Origin of the sequence: Caulobacter sp. SLTY, from assembly GCF_009905535.1 — a bacterium.
Lineage (GTDB): Bacteria > Pseudomonadota > Alphaproteobacteria > Caulobacterales > Caulobacteraceae > Caulobacter.
Genome location: NZ_JAAALA010000010.1, coordinates 59,244 through 77,611, shown reverse-complemented (window position 1 = coordinate 77,611; position 18,368 = coordinate 59,244). Strand labels below are relative to the sequence as shown.

Annotated in this window: 16 protein-coding genes and 2 tRNA genes; 8 read left to right on the top strand and 10 right to left on the bottom strand. The window is 68.1% G+C overall.

What is annotated here, in order from left to right; genetic code table 11:
• Positions 1–63: 63 nt before the first annotated feature.
• The gene (locus GVN21_RS07860) at positions 64–792 is read right to left on the bottom strand and encodes an HAD family hydrolase (RefSeq protein ID WP_166574173.1); all 729 of its coding nucleotides are present in this window, start codon (positions 790–792) and stop codon (positions 64–66) included.
• A gap of 208 nt (positions 793–1,000) precedes the next feature.
• Positions 1,001–1,912 carry an aminotransferase class IV gene (locus GVN21_RS07855; protein WP_166574172.1) on the bottom strand — a complete coding sequence of 304 codons (912 nt, stop codon included), beginning with the start codon at positions 1,910–1,912 and terminating at the stop codon, positions 1,001–1,003.
• Positions 1,913–2,095: 183 nt separating this feature from the next.
• Between GVN21_RS07855 and GVN21_RS07850 the strand changes: the two genes are divergently transcribed.
• Positions 2,096–3,631: an acyl-CoA synthetase gene (locus GVN21_RS07850; protein ID WP_166574171.1), complete on the top strand. Its 1,536-nt coding sequence runs from the start codon at positions 2,096–2,098 to the stop codon at positions 3,629–3,631.
• Positions 3,632–3,691: 60 nt separating this feature from the next.
• Here GVN21_RS07850 and GVN21_RS07845 read toward each other — a convergent pair whose 3' ends face one another.
• The 3 genes from GVN21_RS07845 to GVN21_RS07835 all read right to left on the bottom strand — a co-directional run bounded on the left by GVN21_RS07845 (position 3,692) and on the right by GVN21_RS07835 (position 5,969).
• A complete protein-coding gene (locus tag GVN21_RS07845) occupies positions 3,692–3,889 on the bottom strand; it encodes a hypothetical protein (RefSeq protein WP_166574170.1) in 198 nt (65 codons plus the stop codon).
• Positions 3,890–3,999: 110 nt separating this feature from the next.
• Entirely contained in the window at positions 4,000–5,082 is a 1,083-nt protein-coding gene (locus GVN21_RS07840; RefSeq protein WP_166574169.1) for a TIGR03032 family protein, read from the bottom strand.
• 68 nt (positions 5,083–5,150) lie between these two features.
• Positions 5,151–5,969, bottom strand: a complete 819-nt coding sequence (locus GVN21_RS07835; RefSeq protein WP_166574168.1) for a helix-turn-helix transcriptional regulator — start codon at positions 5,967–5,969, stop codon at positions 5,151–5,153.
• A 125-nt stretch (positions 5,970–6,094) separates the two neighbouring features.
• Here GVN21_RS07835 and GVN21_RS07830 point away from each other — a divergent pair, with 125 nt between their 5' ends.
• Complete coding sequence (locus tag GVN21_RS07830; RefSeq protein WP_166574167.1) at positions 6,095–6,541, top strand: MaoC family dehydratase; 447 nt, start codon at positions 6,095–6,097, stop codon at positions 6,539–6,541.
• Here the strand turns inward: GVN21_RS07830 and GVN21_RS07825 are convergent.
• Both GVN21_RS07825 and GVN21_RS07820 read right to left on the bottom strand, forming a co-directional pair.
• On the bottom strand, positions 6,538–7,665 hold the full coding sequence (locus GVN21_RS07825) for an N-acetyltransferase (RefSeq protein WP_166574166.1): 1,128 nt from the start codon (positions 7,663–7,665) through the stop codon (positions 6,538–6,540). The two genes, GVN21_RS07830 and GVN21_RS07825, sit on opposite strands and share 4 nt — an antisense overlap.
• Positions 7,666–7,803: 138 nt before the next feature.
• Positions 7,804–8,022 carry a CsbD family protein gene (locus tag GVN21_RS07820; protein ID WP_166574165.1) on the bottom strand — a complete coding sequence of 73 codons (219 nt, stop codon included), beginning with the start codon at positions 8,020–8,022 and terminating at the stop codon, positions 7,804–7,806.
• 138 nt (positions 8,023–8,160) lie between these two features.
• On the opposite strand from GVN21_RS07820, the gene GVN21_RS07815 reads away from it, so the two are divergent.
• The 4 genes from GVN21_RS07815 to GVN21_RS07800 all read left to right on the top strand — a co-directional run bounded on the left by GVN21_RS07815 (position 8,161) and on the right by GVN21_RS07800 (position 12,831).
• A complete protein-coding gene (locus GVN21_RS07815) occupies positions 8,161–10,323 on the top strand; it encodes a S9 family peptidase (protein ID WP_166574164.1) in 2,163 nt (720 codons plus the stop codon).
• Positions 10,324–10,518: 195 nt separating this feature from the next.
• A complete protein-coding gene (locus GVN21_RS07810; RefSeq protein ID WP_166574163.1) occupies positions 10,519–11,070 on the top strand; it encodes a GNAT family N-acetyltransferase in 552 nt (183 codons plus the stop codon).
• A 31-nt stretch (positions 11,071–11,101) separates the two neighbouring features.
• Complete coding sequence (locus tag GVN21_RS07805) at positions 11,102–11,398, top strand: hypothetical protein (protein ID WP_166574162.1); 297 nt, start codon at positions 11,102–11,104, stop codon at positions 11,396–11,398.
• 83 nt (positions 11,399–11,481) lie between these two features.
• On the top strand, positions 11,482–12,831 hold the full coding sequence (locus GVN21_RS07800) for a hypothetical protein (protein WP_166574161.1): 1,350 nt from the start codon (positions 11,482–11,484) through the stop codon (positions 12,829–12,831).
• 1 nt (position 12,832) lies between these two features.
• Here the strand turns inward: GVN21_RS07800 and GVN21_RS07795 are convergent, their stop codons facing one another.
• Positions 12,833–15,352: a CHASE3 domain-containing protein gene (locus GVN21_RS07795; protein WP_166574160.1), complete on the bottom strand. Its 2,520-nt coding sequence runs from the start codon at positions 15,350–15,352 to the stop codon at positions 12,833–12,835.
• 90 nt (positions 15,353–15,442) lie between these two features.
• Positions 15,443–15,516: transfer RNA gene (locus GVN21_RS07790), tRNA-Gln, on the bottom strand.
• Positions 15,517–15,649: 133 nt separating this feature from the next.
• Between GVN21_RS07790 and GVN21_RS07785 the strand changes: the two genes are divergently transcribed.
• Positions 15,650–15,726 (top strand) — tRNA-Pro (locus tag GVN21_RS07785).
• A gap of 131 nt (positions 15,727–15,857) precedes the next feature.
• Entirely contained in the window at positions 15,858–17,642 is a 1,785-nt protein-coding gene (gene sppA, locus GVN21_RS07780; RefSeq protein ID WP_166574159.1) for a signal peptide peptidase SppA, read from the top strand.
• 96 nt (positions 17,643–17,738) lie between these two features.
• Here the strand turns inward: sppA and GVN21_RS07775 are convergent, their stop codons facing one another.
• Complete coding sequence (locus GVN21_RS07775; RefSeq protein WP_166574158.1) at positions 17,739–17,876, bottom strand: hypothetical protein; 138 nt, start codon at positions 17,874–17,876, stop codon at positions 17,739–17,741.
• Positions 17,877–18,368 lie beyond the last annotated feature (492 nt).

Sequence of the window (18,368 nt, the reverse complement as noted above, 5' to 3'; positions counted from 1 at the left end):
TGTTATCGTTGGTTACCCGGGACCTTAGCGATCAACGGGGCGGCGCCAAGCGGTGACGTTGCGTCAGGGGCGGATCCGGTGGGCCGCCAGCCGCTCGTAGTGAGGGTGGGCCGCCTCCGCGATCCTCGCCAACTCGGCGGGCAGTTCCACCGTCGCCTCCTCCTCCGGCGGGGGGCCAAAGCCGGTGGAGGCCTCGACGGCGTCGTACCAGGCCGGAGCCCAGACGCCGTCGGTGTCGCGGGGGCCGGCCGGCCAGGCGAGCATGTGGTCGTCGAAGGGGATCGCCAGGGCGGCGCAGAGGGCGGTGAGGGTTTCTCGCGGGCGTGCGAGGACGTCGCGGCCTTCGACGACGGGCGGGGCATGGCCCAGGCGGTCGCATTCGCGGTCGAACAGCTCGCCCTGCCTCTCCACGCCGATGTCGGCCAGGGTCACCTCGCCGCGCTTGCGGACGTAGCTGGCGAGGACGGCGGCGGGATCGCGGATCAGGAAGGCGTTCGTGCAGGCGGCCGTCCAGGCGAGATCGACGCCGGGCAGCATGTGGTGGGTCATATGCTTCTGGTAGAAGACCGGCGCGCGGGTGGGGGCGGTCATGTCGGCGGCGACTGCGGCCCAGTCGGTCGGTTGGGAAGCGAGGACCTCCTCGCGCATCGGGTGGTCGAGCCCTGTGGCGGCCAGGTAGGCGGCGTAGAAGGGCTCATCGACGACCACCGTGTCGGGGCGGTTCTCGAAGCTGCGCATCATCGCCGTGGAGATGTTGCGCGGGCCGGACCACATGGCGATGCGGCGGGTCATTTCGCACTCAACGCTTGTGGCAGGGCCGTCGCAGAAAAATACCCGTCATCCCGGCCGTAGCGAAGCGGAGAGCCGGGACCCAGGAGGGACGAGGCGCCGGCTGCAAAGCCGCGTTGGCTAGCGAGATCACGCGCCCCCTGGGTCCCGGCTCTCCGCGCTTTGCGCGCCGGCCGGGATGACGGAAGATGGGGGATGTAGTGGGAGGTTGTCATTGTCGGGCCTCCGCATCCTTCAGGGCTTCGTAGAGGGCGCGCAGTCGCGTGGTCACAGGCCCCGGCAAGGTCAGCGGCAACTTCCGGCCGTCGATCTCGCGCACTGGCGTGAGCCCCCCGAACGTGCCGGTGACAAAGGCTTCGTCCGCCGAGCGGGCATCATCCACGGGGAAGTCGCCGAGCACCAAGGGGATGGCGTTGTCGCGGCACAGGCGGATGACGTTGGCGCGGGTCACCCCGTTGAAGCAGTAGTCGCCCTTCGAGGTCCGGACCTCGCCATCCTTCACCCAGAAGAAGTTGGTGGCGTTGCAGCTGGAGACGAAGCCATGGGGGTCGAGCATGATCCCCTCGTCGGCGCCCAGCGCGATGGCCTCGTTGAGGGCGATGATCAGGTTGAGGCGGCTGTGGGAGTTCAGCCGCATGTCGAACATCTCCGCCGGGCTGCAGCGGATGGAGACGGTCGCCAGCTTCAGGCCTTGGGTGACGATGGCCGGGCTGGGGGTCTTCCATTCGGCCAGGATGACCACGGTGGGGGTTCCGAGCGCATTGCGTGGATCCTGGTTGGCGGCGGACTTGGGACCCCGGGTGACCATCAGGCGCAGGTGGACACCGTCCTCCATGCCGTTGGAGGTCAGCAGGTCGTCCAGGGCGGCGATAACCTCTTCGCGGGTCATGCCGATGTCCAGGCCGATGGCGGCCGCGCCGGCGAACAGGCGGCCCAGGTGGGCGTCCAGGAAGACCAGGGCGCCCTTGTGCAGCCGCAGCCCCTCCCAGACCCCGTCGCCGACCACGAACCCGGCGTCGAAGATGGAGACCTTGGCGTCCTCCTTGCCCACCAGCGCACCGTTCAGCCAGACGCGCGCGGTTTCGTTGCGCGGGTCGGCGGCGAAGTCCTGGCTGCCTGCCATCAATGAGTCCCCGGATGCCTGGGAGGGAGCCTAGCGGTGGAGCGGAGGGCTCACAACGCGGCGCAGAAATCGCGCCTGGCGCCGCTACGGCGCCCTTGAGCGAGGCGGCGCAACGCGCTTGTATCAGGTGAACAGCGATAACCCGGCGGAAGATCGGGACTCATCGAGGAAAACAAGGCAGCCATGCACCCCACCCACTACGCCAAGAGCCATCCCGAACGCGCCGCCTACATCATGTCGGGCAGCGGGGAGACGGTGACCTACAAGCAGCTCGACGAGCGGTCGAACCAGGGGGCGCAGCTGTTCCGGTCGCTGGGCCTGGGGGTGGGCGATGTGATCGCCATCTTCATGGAAAACAGCCCGCGGTATTTCGAGATCGCCTGGGCGGGCCAGCGGTCGGGGCTCTATTACACCTGTATCTCGTCGAAGCTGACGGCCGGCGAGGTCGAGTACATCCTACGCGACTGCGGGGCCAAGGTGCTGATCACCTCGGCCGGGATGGGCGCCGTGGCCGACGAGGTGGCGGCGCTGGTTCCGGACCTGAAGCTCTACATGGTCGGCGGCACGCGCGGGCCGTTCGAAAGCTTCGAGGCGGCGCGTGACGCCATGCCGACCGACCCGATAGCCGACGAAACGGCCGGGTCGGACATGCTGTATTCGTCGGGCACCACCGGCCGGCCCAAGGGGGTCAAGCCGATGCTGTCGGGCGCGGCGATCGATGCGCCCAACCCGCTGTCGATGATGACCCAGGGCCTCTTCGGTTTCAAAGAGGGCTGCGTCTATCTCTCGCCGGCGCCGCTGTATCACGCCGCCCCGCTGCGCTGGTGCATGAGCGTGCACAAGCTGGGCGGCACCGTGATCGTGATGGAGCGGTTCGATCCGGAAGACGCCCTGCGGCTGATCGAAAAATACAAGATCGAGTGCGGTCAGTTCGTGCCGACCCACTTCGTGCGGATGCTGAAGCTGCCCGAGGATGTGCGGAGCAAGTACGACCTGTCTTCGATGACCTCGGCGGTCCACGCGGCGGCGCCCTGCCCCGTGCCGGTCAAGGAGCAGATGATTGCCTGGTGGGGGCCGGTGATCCACGAATACTACGCCGGCACCGAGGGGAACGGCTTCTGCTACATCGGTTCGACCGACTGGCTGGCGCATAAGGGCTCGGTGGGCAAGGCGGTGCTGGGCGAGCTGCGCATCTGCAACGAGGAAGGCGACGCCCTGGGGCCTCGCCAGGAGGGGCAGGTCTATTTCGAGAACGGCCCGCCGATCAACTATCACAATGATCCGGTGAAGACGGCCGAGAGCTACAACAAGCACGGCTGGACCAGCCTGGGCGACGTGGGCTGGATGGACGAGGACGGGTTCCTCTACCTGACGGACCGCAAGAGCTTCATGATCATCTCCGGCGGGGTGAACATCTATCCGCAGGAGATCGAGAACCTGCTGGTCACCCACCCCAAGGTGACTGACGTGGCCGTGGTCGGCGGCCCGCACGAGGAGATGGGCGAGCAGGTGATCGCCGTGGTCCAGCCGGCGACCGGCAAGGGCGACGCGGACCTGGCGGCGGAGCTGCTGGCCTACTGCCGCGAGCACCTCAGCCATGTGAAGACGCCGCGGGTGATCGACTTCATGGAGGAGCTACCGCGGCACCCGACGGGGAAGCTGTACAAGCGGCTGATCCGCGATGCCTACTGGGGCAAGACGGACGCGAAGATCGTTTAGGGTCCTCCCCTGCTTCCGCTCATCCCGGCGAAGGCCGGGGATCAGCGGTAGGTCGTAAACCTACCCCTTGACCCGGGCCCGCAGCCTTGCGCTGGCCTCGCGCAGCACCTTGACGCGGCTGGCGGCGATGTTGGGGCGGCGGGCGCGTTCAGCCGCGCCTTCGGCGGCGGCGGCCGGGTCCCCATGGAGGCCGAGCATGTAGGCCATTTCCTCGGCCACCGCTTCCTCGAAGCGGTTCCTGCGATTCAGTCCGAACATCTCGCCCGCCCTCCGGTGGCGGGACGACACGACTAACCACAGGGCCCCTGGTCGGGCAGTGCAAAAAATCGGTCCTACCGAGAAAAAGACCCGGTTTGCCCGCGCATTCGTCAGCCTTCGTCGATGCTGATCACCCGGCGCACTTCGTCGCTGATCAGGCCGATGGCCGAGGGATTCTGCACCCCCGGCAGGGCGACCACGTCGAACAGCTCGCGCACCACGCCCTCGATCCGCACCCACTCGACCGTGTCGCCGGTCTCGGTGTCGATCACCAGGATGCCGCAGCGGGCGACCGCGTCGCGGCTGGCCAGGGCCGCGTCGAGCGGCAGGCCCTGGAAGGTGCGGTTTTCGCGGGCCTGAGACAGGCCGACCAGGGCGTACTTGCCGATGAAGCTCAAGCCGCGCGCATAGCCCGGGCAGAAAGCGACCGGCTTGAAGGCCTTGGTCTCCGGTTCGTAGAAGCCCAGCTCCCCGGCCCCGGAGTTGAGCACCCACAGCTTGCCGTCATGGACCCGCGGCGAGTGGGGCATGGACAGCCCTTCCAGCACCCGCTCGCCGGTGGTGACGTCGTAGACCATGCCGCCGTCGGTGCGGCGATCGCGCCAGCCGTCGGCGACGTCCGAGGCGCTGACCATGGTCACATAGCGGGGGCGGCCGTTCTCCATGGCCATGCCATTCATGTGGCAGCGGTCCTCGGGGGCCAGCTTGGAGATGAAGGGCGGCTGCCAGATCGGCTTGAAGCTGTGGCCCTCGCTGATCGTCGCCAGGCAGGAGAACAGGGTGTTGACGAAGACGATGTTGCCGTCGGCGTCGAAGGCGATGTCGTGGGCGTCCACGTCGCCGGTGATCCAGGAGACGCGCGGAGCATAGACGGCGTCATGGACGCCGTTCGACTGTCCGGGCGGCAGGACGTTGTCGAAGCGGTAGACCTGGTAGTGGGTGGCCAGGGCCAGCTTGCGGGCGTCCTGGCTGGCGGCCAGGCCCATGCAGCGGGCGAAGGTGCGCTCGAACACAGCGATGCGGCCGGGCTCGCGGCTGCCGATGAAGAACAGCTTGCCCGCCTGGTAGGTGGTGAAGGCGATCGAGGCGCCGGTGCGGGCCAGCCACTCGGGGAACCCCCGCGAGGTGGTCAGGGCGAAGGCTTCCTTCGGCGGGGATTCAGCGGGCGGCGCGGCGGTCGTCGTATCGGTCATGGGGCGAGGTTTGGCACAGGCCGCGAAGGCTGGCGAGTGCACATTTTCGCCCTGCTACCGGCAATGGGTCATGCCGCCGCCGAACGGGCGGCGCGGGCCGCGGCCATCTCGCCCATCACCTTGGCCGTATGCTCGTCGGCGGCGAAGAAGGTTTCCAGGATCAGTTCGGAAAGGGTGACGTCCACCGCCGTCCCGAAGAGCGTGGTCGTACTGATAAAGCTCAAGGGTCCCTGGTCGCTGGCCAGGCGCATGGGGATGGCGACCCCGCCGTAGTCGGCGCCATGGGCGCGGCCGACGGCGGCGGGCGGGGCGGGATAGGCGCTCAGTTCGGCGAGCAGCTCGGCCAGCTTGGGGTCGGCGGTGATGGCTAGGTCGAGGCGCAGGCGTTCCAGCACGTGGGCGCGCCATTCGGAGAGGTTGAGGATGCGGGAGGCCAGACCGCCGGGGTGGAGGCTGGCGCGCAGGACGTTGACCGGCGGGGTCAATAACTCGGGCGCGAGGCCGCCCATCAGCGCCAGCGCCGCGCTGTTGGCGGCCAGCAGATTCCAGCCGCGATCGACGGCCAGGGCCGGATGCGGCTCATGACCGGCCAGGATCAGGTCCACGGCTCGGCGGGCGGCGGCGAGACCCGGATCGTCCAGGGCGCGTTGTGGGAAGACAGCGGCGAAACCGGCGGCGGTGAGCAGGTGGTTGCGGTCGCGCAGAGGCAGCTCCAGCCGCTCGGCCAGGCGCAGCACCATCTCGCGGCTGGGGCGCGAGCGCCCGGTTTCCAGGAAGCTCATGTGCCGGGGCGAGATATCCGCCTCCAGGGCCAGGTCCATCTGGGTCATCCGACGGCGAGCGCGCCAGTCACGGACGAGGTCGCCAAAGGCAGGGGTGCTGGTCATGATGTGAGCCTAGCGCCGGCCGGCGCCGGGCTCCATGACCTGGCAGGTAATCGTCCCGCGCGCTTGAGGCCGCCCGCCAGCCGTGGCACACCCTCAAACAACTGTTCAACACACGGGGACACGCCATGAAAGAAGTGGATTACAAGGACGTCGGCACTCTGGTCGGCCAGGAAATCGGCGTCAGCGACTGGGTCGAGATCACCCAGGAGCGGGTCAACCAGTTCGCCGAAGCCACCGGCGACCATCAGTGGATTCACGTGGATGTCGAACGCGCCACTCGCGAAATCGGCGGGCCGATCGCCCACGGCTACCTGACCCTGTCGCTGATCCCGTTTCTGGGCGCCGGCCTGTTGAAGGTCAACGGCGTGACCCGCGGCATCAACTACGGCTCGGACAAGGTGCGCTTCACCAACATGGTGCGGGTCGGCAAGCGGGTGCGGATGCGCCAGAAGCTGTTGGCCGCCGAGCCGAAGTCGGGCGGCATCCAGATGAAGAACGAATGCACCATCGAGATCGAGGGTGAAGAGCGTCCGGCCTGCGTGGCTGAGACCATCTCGGTGATCTACGGCTAGGCGGCCTTGACCGCCTCCAACGGCGGCGGCCGCAGGCAGAAGCTGTAGTCGCCGTCGTAGGGGGTGGCGCGCCAGGCGTCGGCCGCACCGACGGGCAGGCCGTCGGCAAAGCGGGCATGGCAGTGGCCGTGTGTGACGATCCGTTGGGCGCCGGGCAGGCGGCAAAGGATTTCGTCCAAACCCGGTGACACCGTCTGCAGACGCACCCGCACCACGCCCAGGTCTCGAGCGTTGCCGACAAGGGTGGAGACCAGGGCCGGAATGGCCGTCAGCTCGCTGTCCTGGGTGGCGACCAGGTCAACGATATCCAGCGAAGGCCGTTCGATCTCGGTCTGTTTGGCGAAATAGGCCAGCAGGTAGCCGGTCAGCCGGCCGTCCTCCTCATAACCCAACAGGATCGGTCGCCGGGTCAGGTCCGGATCGGCCAGGCGCCAGCGCAGGCTGGCGGCGTCGCGGGCGGCCAGCAGCCGGCCGTCGCCGGTGAGGCGGGTCCAGAGGTCATCGAACCGCTCGTCCACCTCCGTCTCGGCCATCACCCTCACCCCGGATTGCAGGCGGGTGACCGCGCCGTGGCGCAGCCGGTCGGTAATGTAGCGCTCGCCCCGCGCCCGCACGCCTTCAAAGCCGCGCAGCTCGCTCACCTTCCACAAAACCCGTTCGCTGAGCGCGCCCGGCAGGTCGACCCACCAGCGGTACTTCACCCTATGGGTGGTCTCGGGCCAGGGATCGATGGCGTAGTGGCGATAGTGTCCGGCCGATACGGCATTGGCGTTGAAAAGATAAATGGCGAACCGCCCGGGCTGCTCAGCCAGCGCCCGCAGCAGCATGCGACCGGCCCCCTTGGCGTCCGGGCGTGCAAGGAAGGTGTGGCCGCTGGCCCCGTGAAGGATTTCGTCCCCGTGATGGAAACGCTGTACGAAGTTGCCAAGGAAGGCGACGACCTTTCCATCCCGTTCGCAGACCCAGCCGGCAGGCCCCGGATCGCTCGGGTCACGCGCGCCCGGCGGACCTGCGGCGAGCCACCCCCAGCCGGCGGCGCTGCGCTGCGGCCACCAAGCCCAATCGCAAAGGGTGTTCACCGCGGGGACATCGTTGAGGTCGAAGGGGCGCAGATCGTAGGTCAAATGGTTCGTTCCGGGGCGCCGTGAGGGCGCTGGAACGGTCGGTGGCAAGCGCCATGCCGATTTGCGACCGAAGGGTAACACGGCGCGCCGCGCCGAGGTCGCTGGCGGCCGGCCATGGACCGGCCGGCCGCCGACATCCTAGCTCCGGAAGCTCTTGTCCTCGGCGTGCCGGGTTTCAAAGGCGCGGATTTCTTCTTCGGCCTTGTCCTTGGCGTAGCCATAGCGCTCTTGGATCTTGCCGGCGAGTTGGTCACGCTTGCCGGCGATCACGGTCAGATCGTCGTCGGTCAGCTTGCCCCACTGTTCCTTGGCCTTTCCGGAAAATTGCTTCCACGAGCCTTCGATACGGTCCCACATGGGCATACTCCTTTCACGCTTCAGGCGCCGTAGCGGCGCCGTCGATCATGAAAACCCCTTAATCTGGCCAGTCGTTCCGTTGACCCGCGCTCAGGCGGCGGCGAAGGTCCCCCTTCAGCTATGTCGGGAAGCTCCCCTATGAATCGTCGTGAAGTCCTGGCGGCCAGCGCCGCCGCCGCAGCCCTCCTTCCAGGTCAGGTCATGTCCGCAAGTCCAGCCAAACCCACTCCCCCCGTGGTCAAGAAGGAGCCGAAGGTCATCGAACAGCTCGGCCGCAAGCGGACCGACGACTATGCCTGGATGAAGGACGATAACTGGCAGGCGGTGCTGCGCGATCCCAGCCTGATCAAGGCGGACGTCAAGGCGCACCTGACCGAGGAGAACGCCTACACCAAGGCGATGCTGGCCTCGACCGTCGAGCTGCAGGGCAAGATGTTCGAGGAGATGAAGGGCCGCATCAAGGAGGATGACAGCAGCGTCCCCGCCCCCGACGGCCCCTGGGAATACTACAGCCGCTTCAACGTCGGCGGGCAGCACCCGCTTTACTGCCGCCGGCCGCGCGGCAAGACCGACGGCGAGCAGATCCTGCTGGACGCCGACGCCCTGGCCAAGGGCAAGGCCTATTCCGAGGTCGGGACCACCGCCCACACGGCCGATCACAAGCTGTTCGGCTATTCCGAGGACCAGCAGGGCTCGGAGTTCTACAAGATCTTCGTCAAGGACCTGGAGAGCGGCCAGCTGCTCGGCACACCGATCGAGGGCGCTTATGGCGACTTCATCTTCTCGCCGGACGGCCAGTGGCTGTTCTGGACCAACCGCGACAAGGAAGGCCGCCCCGACAAGATCTTCCGGCGGCCGGCCCGCGGGGGCGAGGCGACCCTGGTTTATGAGGAGAAGGACGACGGCATGTTCATGGGCGTGGGGACGATGTCGTCCGACGCCTTCATCAGCATCGGCATCGGCAACCAGGAGACCAGCGAGCTTCGGCTGATCCCAGCCGCGACCCCGACCGCCGAGCCCAAGGTGTTCGCCGCCCGCAAGGTCGGCACACTCTATGACGTGGAGCACTGGGACGACAAATTCGTCATCCGCACCAACGCCGGCGACGCGGTGGACTTCAAGCTGTGCACCACACCGCTGGACAAGACCGAGGCCGCGAACTGGAAGGACTGGATCGGCCACGAGGCGGGCCGGTTCATCGTCGGCATTGGCGCCTTCAAGGACTACCTGGTCCGGGTCGAGCGGGTGAACGCCAACAACCGCATCGTGATCACCAACCGCGCCGACAAGGCCGAGCACCCGATCGCGGTGGACGAGGAGGCCTACGCTCTGGGCGTCGAGGGTAGCCTGGAGTTCGACACCAAGGTGATGCGCTACACCTACACCTCGCCGTCGACCCCGCGTCAGTGGTTCGACTACGACATGGCCAAACGCACCCGCACCCTGCGCAAGACCCAGGAAATCCCCTCGGGCCACGACGCTTCGAAGTACGAGGTCAAGCGTCTGTACGCGAAAGCCTCCGACGGCGCGCAGGTGCCGATCACCGTGCTGAAGCTCAAGAGCGTCAAGCTCGACGGAAAGGCGCCGTTGCTGGTCTACGGCTACGGCTCCTACGGCATTCCGCAGGAGCCGGGCTTCTCGATCCGCAACCTCAGCCTGGTCGATCGCGGCTGGGTCTGGGCCACCACCCACATCCGGGGCGGCTCCGACAAGGGCTGGGGCTGGTTCCAGGAGGGGCGGAAGTTCAAGAAGAAGAACACCTTCACCGACTTCATCGCCTGCACCCAGCATCTGCAGAAGGCCGGCTACGGCAGCCCCGCCAAGACGGTGGCCTACGGCGGGTCGGCCGGCGGCCTGCTGATGGGGGCGGTGGTAAACGAGCGGCCGGACCTCTACGCCGGGATCATCGCCGCGGTGCCGTTCGTGGACGTGATCAACACCATGAGCGACACCAGCCTGCCGCTCACCCCGCCTGAATGGCCCGAATGGGGCAACCCCATCGAGGACCCGGCGGCCTACGACTACATGATGAGCTACAGCCCCTACGACAATGTGACGAAGAAGCCCTATCCGGCGGTGCTGGCCACCGGCGGGCTGTCGGATCCGCGCGTCACCTACTGGGAGCCGGAAAAGTGGGCCGCCAAGCTGCGCGACAACACCACCAGCGGCAACCCGGTGCTGCTGAAGATCAATATGGAAGCCGGCCACGGCGGGGCCTCGGGCCGGTATGATTTCCTCAAGGAGATCGCCTTCGACTACGCCTTCGCGATCTGGGCGGTGGAGAAGGGTTGGACGAAGTAGCGCCTTCTTCCCGTCATCCCGGCCGGAGGGCAAAGCCCGGAGAGCCGGGACCCAGGGGTGCGTGATCTCGCTCTTGAACGCAGCTTTGGGTCGGCGCCCTATCACCCCTGGGTCCCGGATAGCCCGCTTCGCGGTCTTCCGGGATGACGGGCTTTTTTGGTTTAGCTCAGCCTGCATTTGGGCCGGGAGGATGAGATGGCCCTGACGGTCCGAGACGCTACGGAAGCAGACGCTCCCGCCCTATCCGCCATCTACGGCGACTCCTGCGTCAACGGCTTCGGCACCTTCGAGGAGGAGGCCCCGCCCCCCGAGGAGATGGCCCGGCGCCTGGCCGAGGTGAAGCAGATGGGCCTGCCCTATCTGGTCGCCGAGGCCGAGGGGGCGGTGGTCGGGCTCTGCTACGCCAAGCCGTTCCGCCCGCGCTCGGCCTATCGCTTCACCGTCGAGGACAGCGTCTATATCGCCCCCGGGGCCCAGGGGACCGGGGTCGGCAAGGTGCTGCTGACCGAACTCATTGCGCGCTGCGAGGCGCTGGGGCTTAGGCAGATGACCGCGGTGATCGGCGACAGCCAGAACGCCGGCTCGATCGGCCTGCACCGGTCGATGGGCTTCGAGCATGCCGGAGTGTTCAGGTCCGTTGGCCACAAGCACGGCCGCTGGGTGGACATCGTCTTCATGCAACGGCCGCTGAACGGCGGCGATGCGTCGCCCCCCAGCGGCGCTGGCCAGACCCTGCGCGAGCCTTGAGCTTGGGCCTCCGGATCGCTAACTGAGGGCCATGGCTCTCGCCCGCGCCCTTCTGCTGGTCCTGACCGCGCTCCTGTTGGCGTTCGGCGGCGCCGCGCGCGCCATGCCGGTGGGAGAGCCGCCCTGCCATGAAGAGCCGGCCCACAAGCCGGACCCGGCCAAAGCGACCCTGGCGATCAGCTGCTGCGTCGGCTGCATGCCCGCCGCCCAGGGTCTTGAGCCGCCTGTTGACCTGGCCAGAGCGACCGCGCCCGCCCGCTATCGCATCGCCTTCCCCACCCTGACCGGCCTCGCCCTCGAACCCGAACCCCGGCCACCGCGCGCCTGATCCATCCCCCCCGACGCGACCGTGCCCCTTTCGCTCGGATGGGGCGTGACCTATGGATTCGATCAGATGAGAGGAGGGGTCCGATGACCTCCCGAACCTACCGCGCCGTGATCGGCGCCGCCGGACTGCTGGCCTTCGCCGGCGCGGCCTTCCCCGCCCTGGCCCAGCACGAGGGCCACGACCAGCACCAGGGCCACCCGCCCGCCCCCGAAACGCCGCCCGCTCCGATGGCGCATGCCGACGGCGAACACGCCGGACATGCCGACCACGGCGAGGCGGGCGGCATGCAAAGCCCGCTTGGCCCCTGGTCGATGAACCAGGACGCCGGCGGCACCAGCTGGCAACCGGCCAACGCCGAACACGGCGGCGTCCACGCCAGCGTCGGCGACTGGATGGTGATGAGCCACGTCCTGCTGAACGGCGTCTATGCTGACCAGAACGGGCCGCGTGGGGATTCCAAGGCCTTCGTCGCCGGCATGGCGATGTTGACCGCCAGCCGCCAGTGGGACCGCCAGGCCGTGCAGTTCCGCGTCATGCTCTCCCCTGACCCGCTGATGGGCGAGGAGGGCTACCCCCTGTTGCTCGCCGCCGGGGAGACGGCGGATGGGGTTGAGCCCCTGGTCGACCGCCAGCATCCGCACGACCTGTTCATGGAGCTGTCGGCCAGCTGGTCCTACCGGATCGGCGACAACCAGAGCCTCTATCTCTACGGCGGTCTGCCGGGCGAGCCCGCCTTCGGCCCGCCGGCCTTCATGCACCGCCCCGCCGCGAAGGACAGCCCGGAGGCGCCGATCAGCCACCACTGGCTCGACTCCACCCACATCACCTTTGGGGTGCTCACCGCCGGCTACGCCGCCGGGCCGTTCAAGATCGAGGCCTCCCGTTTCCGCGGCCGCGAGCCGGACGAGCATCGCTACGACATCGAGACCGGCGCCCTGGACTCCACCGCCGTGCGGCTGAGCTTCAACCCGACCTCGGCCTGGGCCCTGCAGGCCAGCTGGGCCAGCATCGAAAGCCCCGAAGCGCTCGAGCCTGGCCATGACGAGCGGCGGATCTCCCTGAGCGCCCTCTACAGCGGCAAGCTCGGCGCGGTCCCGGTCAACGCCACCCTGGCCTGGGCCCGCAAGGACCTGGTTCCGGGCGACACCTCCCAGGCCTGGGTGATGGAGGCCTCGGCCAAGCCGGGGAGTTGGACGATCTTCGGCCGCGCCGAGCAGGTGGACCAGTCGGAGCTGACCCTCGGGGTCCACCATGGCCCGCAGTACACCGTGCGCAAGGCCTCCATCGGCCTGCTGCACGACTGGCGGGTCGGCGAGCATGTCACGGTCGGCCTGGGCGGGCTGGTCAACGCCTATGACATCCCCGCCCCCCTGTCGGCCTCCTATGGCGATCCCAGCGGCGGGATGGTGTTCGTGCGGTTGAAGATCGAATAGGTCAGGGTCTGCCTAAGGCCTGAGATAGGGCGGCGGCGTCATAGGGTTTGGAGAGCCAGACGTCGTCGCCCGTCTTCTCCGGCGGGGCGTGGCCGGAAGCAAAGACGACCCTGAGCCCCGGCCGGAGGGTCTTGGCCTTTTCCGCCAGGGTCTCGCCGGTCATCCCGGGCAGGCCGACATCGGTGAACAGCAGGTCGACCCTCGCACCGGACTCCAGCACCGCCAGGGCGCTGGGTCCGTCCACGGCCTGCTCGACCCCGAAGCCGAGAGCCGTGATCATATCGACGGCCAGGTCGCGGACCAGGGCGTCGTCCTCGACGACCAGCACCGCCGGCTTCGCCGCTCCCAGCACCTGCATCACCTTGCGGGCCAGGTCCTCGCGGCCATACGGCTTGGAGAGCAGGTTGACCCCTTCGTCCAGCCGTCCGTGGTGGACGATGGCGTTCTCGGTGTAGCCGGAAGTGTAGAGCACCGGCAGGCCGCGCCGCAGCTTTCGGGCCTGGGCCACGAAGTCGCGGGTCTTGATCGGTCCGGGCATGATCACGTCGGTGAACAGCAGGTCGACCGCCGCCTCGCCCCGCAGGATTTCCAGCGCCGCCTCCGGCCCGTCGGCGGACAAGGGCGAGAAGCCCATCTCGGTCAGCATGGCGCAGGCGGCGTCGCGCACCGCCTGTTCGTCTTCGACCACCAGCACCGCCTGCTGCTGGCCGCCGACGAAGGCCGGGGGCGCCACCGCGCGCTCCGCCGCCGCCTTGCGGGTGCGGGGCAGGTAGATCTTCACCGTCGTGCCCTGCCCGACCTCGCTGTAGACCTTCACATGGCCGCCGGACTGTTTGACGAAGCCGTAGACCATCGGCAGGCCCAGCCCCGTACCCTTGCCCTCGGCCTTGGTAGTGAAGAAGGGTTCGAAGACCCGGGCCATCACCTCGGGCGTCATCCCCTGTCCGGTGTCGGAGACGGCCAACATCACATACTGGCCCGGCTTCACGTCGGCCTCGGCGGCGGCGTAGCGATCGTCGAGCGAGGCGTTGGCAACCTCCACGGTCAGCCGGCCACCATCGCGCATGGCGTCTCGCGCGTTGATAGCCAGGTTCAGCAGAGCGCTTTCCACCTGCGCCGGGTCGGCCAGGGTGTTCCAAAGGCCGCCGGAGATCACGGTCTCGACCTCCACCCCCTCACCGAGGGTACGGCGCATGAGCTCGGCCACCTCCCCCACCAGCCGGCCGAGATTGATCGGCTGCGGTTCCAGCGGCTGACGGCGGGCGAAGGCCAGCAGGCGGCGGGTCAGGTCGGCGGCGCGCTCGGCGCCGTGGATGGCGTTGCGCAGGCGGCGGCGCGCCTTGTCGTCGGAAACGGCGGGCTCGATCAGCTCGAGATTGGCGCGGATGACCTGCAGCAGGTTGTTGAAGTCGTGGGCGACGCCGCCCGTCAGCTGGCCGATGGCCTCCATCCGCTGCGAGCGGCGCTGCTGTTCCTCGGCCGCGTCGCGGTCGGTGACGTCACGGGCCGAACCGACGATCCGCTCGACCCGGCCGGTTTCATCGCGCACCGGCACCAGCACCGATTCCCAGGTCCGGGTTCCGTTCGGCAAGGGAAGGACATCGCGCGTGGCGATCGGCTCGCCGGCATCGACAACCCGCTGGTAGTAGGCGCTGAGGGCCTCGGCCGTCGGGCCCGGCGCCAGTTCGCCGACCGGGCGGCCGCGCAGGCGATCGACCTTCAGGCCCGTCGCCTTCTGAATCGCCGGATTGAGGTCCTCCAGGATGAACCCGCCGCCGGGAAGCACCCCGATCACGAAGACATAGTCGGCGGTGTTGGCGAATACCGCCGAATAGAGGGCGTCGCTCTCGCGCTGGCCGTGGCGGGCGGTGTCCCGTTCGCCCAGGGCGCTCTGCAGGTCACGATTGGCGCGGGCCAGGCCCAGCACGCCCCAGCCCAGGCCGACAAGCGCCATAGCGGCGAAGACCAGGCCGATGACGAAGCTCAGCTGCTCCTCCGCGTCGGCCTGGGCCTGCCGGTCGGCCAGCAGGGTCTTCTCGGCGGCGATCATCTGGGCGGTCAGGTCGCGGACGCGGTCCATCTGCACCTTGCCCCGGCCCGATTCGACCATGTCGCGGGCGCCGGCCATGTCGCCGTTGCGGGCCAGGTCGGTGGTCCGCTCGATAATGGCCAGCCGCAGGCCCAGGGCGCGCTCGATCTCCTTGAGCGTGACGGCCTGGCCGGGATTGTCGCGGATCAGAGTGCGCAGCCGGGCTGTCTGGGCCGGGAGCTTGGCGATAGCGGCGCGGTAGGGCTCCAGATAGGTCTCGTCGCGAGTCAGCATGTAGCCGCGCTGGCCGGTCTCGGCGTCCTGAATCAGAGAGAAAACGCCCCGCGCCGTATCCAGCACCTCGAAAGTATGCCGCTCCCAGCGGCGACTCTCGCGCAAGGCGGTGACGTGGCTGAAGGCCATCCAGCCGGTTAGTACGGCGAGGATCACGATCAGACCGACCGGAATCAGCAGAGCACGGTTGCGGGTCACGCGGGAACAGCCCTTCCGGCGGGGGACGGCAGGGATAACGGCTATCAGGTCGAGGCCCGACGGCGAAGGTGTTTTTCGACGGGAGGACGTTGGCTGGGGAACTAGGACTCGAACCTAGAATGACGGTACCAAAAACCGCAGTGTTACCATTACACCATTCCCCAGCAGGAACGGCGCGGGGGCGTCTCCGCCCCGGCAAGGTCGGGGGAAATAGCGCAGGCGCGCGGACGATGCAACGGCTGTGTTTAGGCCGCTTGCGGCGCGCGGCGTCCTCCCCTATAAGCCCGCTCCTCAAGTCGGAGTGTGGCTCAGTCTGGTAGAGCACCGCGTTCGGGACGCGGGGGTCGCAGGTTCGAATCCTGCCACTCCGACCATTTTCCCCCTCATTTCTCCCCGGTGGTGAAAACACCGCCGCCGGCCGGTTCAGGCCTTATGTTGCGCCGTCTTCATTTGACCGCAACGCGCGAGCGGTTAAGCCTGTCGGCGAAAGTCCCTGGGGATAGAGATGAAACAGTTTCTGCTGACCGTGGCCGGCGTGTTCGTCGGTCTGGTGCTGTTCATGGTCGTGATTCCGATGATCCTGATCTTCGGGTTGATCGGGGCTGCGGCCAAAAGCGCCGAGGGGCCGGCCACGCCGGCGGCGGCGGTGCTGGAGCTGGACCTGCGCTCCGGCCTCAGCGACCAGGACCCGCAGAATCCCTTCGCCATGTTCGGCGGCGGCGGCCGGTCCGTCATCGGGGTGATCCAGAAGCTGAAGGCGGCGGAGACCGACGACAAGGTCAAGGGCGTGTTCGTGCGCCTGCCCGAGGGCGGTATGGCCCCGGCGGCGGCGGATGAGCTGCGCCAGGCCTTCGTGCGGTTCCGCAAGAGCGGCAAGCCGATGATGGCCCACAGCCAGGGCCTCTATCCCAGCGGCGCGGTGACCTCGACCTATATGCTGGCCGCCGCCACCGGCGATGTGTGGATGCAGCCGGGCGCCGCGTTCCAGGCCACCGGCATCGCAACCGAGGACATCTTCTTCAAGCGTCTGTTCGACAAGTACGGGGTCAAGGCCGATTTCGAGCAGCGCAAGGAGTACAAGAACGCGGTCAATCCCTACCTGCACGACAACTACACGCCGGCCCACAAGGAGGCGCAGCTGTCGTGGATGGGCTCGATCTATCGCAGCAGCCTGGTGACCGCGGCCGGCGAGCGCAAGCTGGCGCCGGAGGCGCTAGTGGCCGCCATCGAAGGCGGGCCCTGGTCGGCGGACCAGGCGCGGGAGCGCCGACTCATCGACCGGGTCGGCCAGGTGCGGGAGGCGTCCGACGCCCTGCTGGCCAAGGCCGGCAAGAACGCCAAGCTGATCGATTTCGACGACTACACCGCTCCGACCGACACCGGGACCGGCGCGACCATCGCGGTGATCGGCGCCGAAGGGGCGATCATGACCGGCAATGGCGAGGGCGGCAGCCCGTTCGGCGGCGAACAGATGGTCTGGTCAGACCAGGTCTCCAAGGCCATTTACGAGGCGGCCGAGGATAAGACCGTCAAGGCGATCGTCTTCCGGGTGTCCTCGCCGGGGGGGTCCGACACGGCCTCCGAACAGATCCTGGCAGCCATCCAGGCGGCAAGAAAGGCCGGGAAGCCGGTGGTGGTCAGCATGGGGACGTACGCAGCCTCGGGCGGCTACTGGATCTCCTCGCAGGCCGACTCCATCGTCGCCCAGCCGGCGACCCTGACCGGCTCGATCGGCGTCTACGGCGGCAAGTTCGCGCTGGGCGACGCCCTGGGGCGGCTGGGCATCGACGTGCGCGAGACCAGCGTCGGGGGCAACTACGCCGGCGCCTTCGGCATGGAGAGCGGTTTCGATCAGAGCCAGCGGGCGGCCTTCTCCGGCTGGATGGACAGCATCTACGAGGGCTTCGTCCAGCGGGTGGCCACCGGGCGCAAGATGAGCCCCGACAAGGTCCGCGAACTGGCCAAGGGCCGCGTCTGGACCGGCGCCCAGGCCCGGCAGCTGGGCCTGGTGGACAAGCTGGGCGGCTTCTACGACGCGGTCGATGAAGCCAAGCGCCTGGCCGGCCTGAAGGGCGAGGTCAAGCTCAAGGTGTTCGGCGGGGTCAAGTCGCCCTTTGAAGCCCTGGAGCGGCTGTTCGGCGTCAGCTCCGCCTCACTGAAGACCCTGGCCGCCGCAGCCTGGGTGTTCGGCGATCCCCGCGCCGAAGCGGCCATGGACCGCCTGGCGGAGGCCAGGCTGCGGGAACAGGGCGCCACGGTGATGGCCCCGCGCGTCGAACTGGCGCGGTAGCCGACCTTCCTCCTTTCGTCAGCGGGGCCTCGGAGCGATCCGGGGCCCTTTGCTTTGGGCGGTTATCGAAACCTGCGGCATTGTAACCGGCCTGGTTTAGGCGGCTGTGGAGGTCGCCGTGCTTTCGAGAGCTACCGCGTGGGCGCCATGGCTTTGGCTGCAGGCCAGGGCGGCGGTCACGCCGTGGGCCCAGCTGCGGGCGATGCAGGCCGATGGGCCGGGAGGCCAACCCATGGAGAGCATTGGGTTGGCGGCCACCGAAGCGTCAGGACCCGGGCTGGAATTTCACCCGGGTAAAATTATCCGCCTGGGAGCAACCCATCGAGCAGGCCTGTCTGGGACAGGCGCGCCATCTGGCGATCATCGGACCTTGAGCGAGCGAGGCGTTGCGAGCGGAGCTCCTTCGGTGGGAGCCGGTTCTCTGAGGCCGAGCCGGTGACGAGCTCCCGCTGATATTGTCCGGGGAACCGGTCCTCGATCCCTGACGAGCGGCCGGCAACCCGTCAGGGACGGGCAAGCCGTCTGCTCATCTTCGAGCCTTGAGGGAGCCGGGGCGAGGTAAGCCAGTCCCCTTTTTCGGGGCGTTCCGATGAGCGGGAATCGGTGGCCGGATCAAACGCGCGACCAGCAAGTCGCTCGGGAAGCGAGATCTGCTTCCATCAAATCGAGCCCTGCTCTAGCCCCCAAAGGAAAGGCCGGCGAGGTTTCCCTCGCCGGCCCGACCTT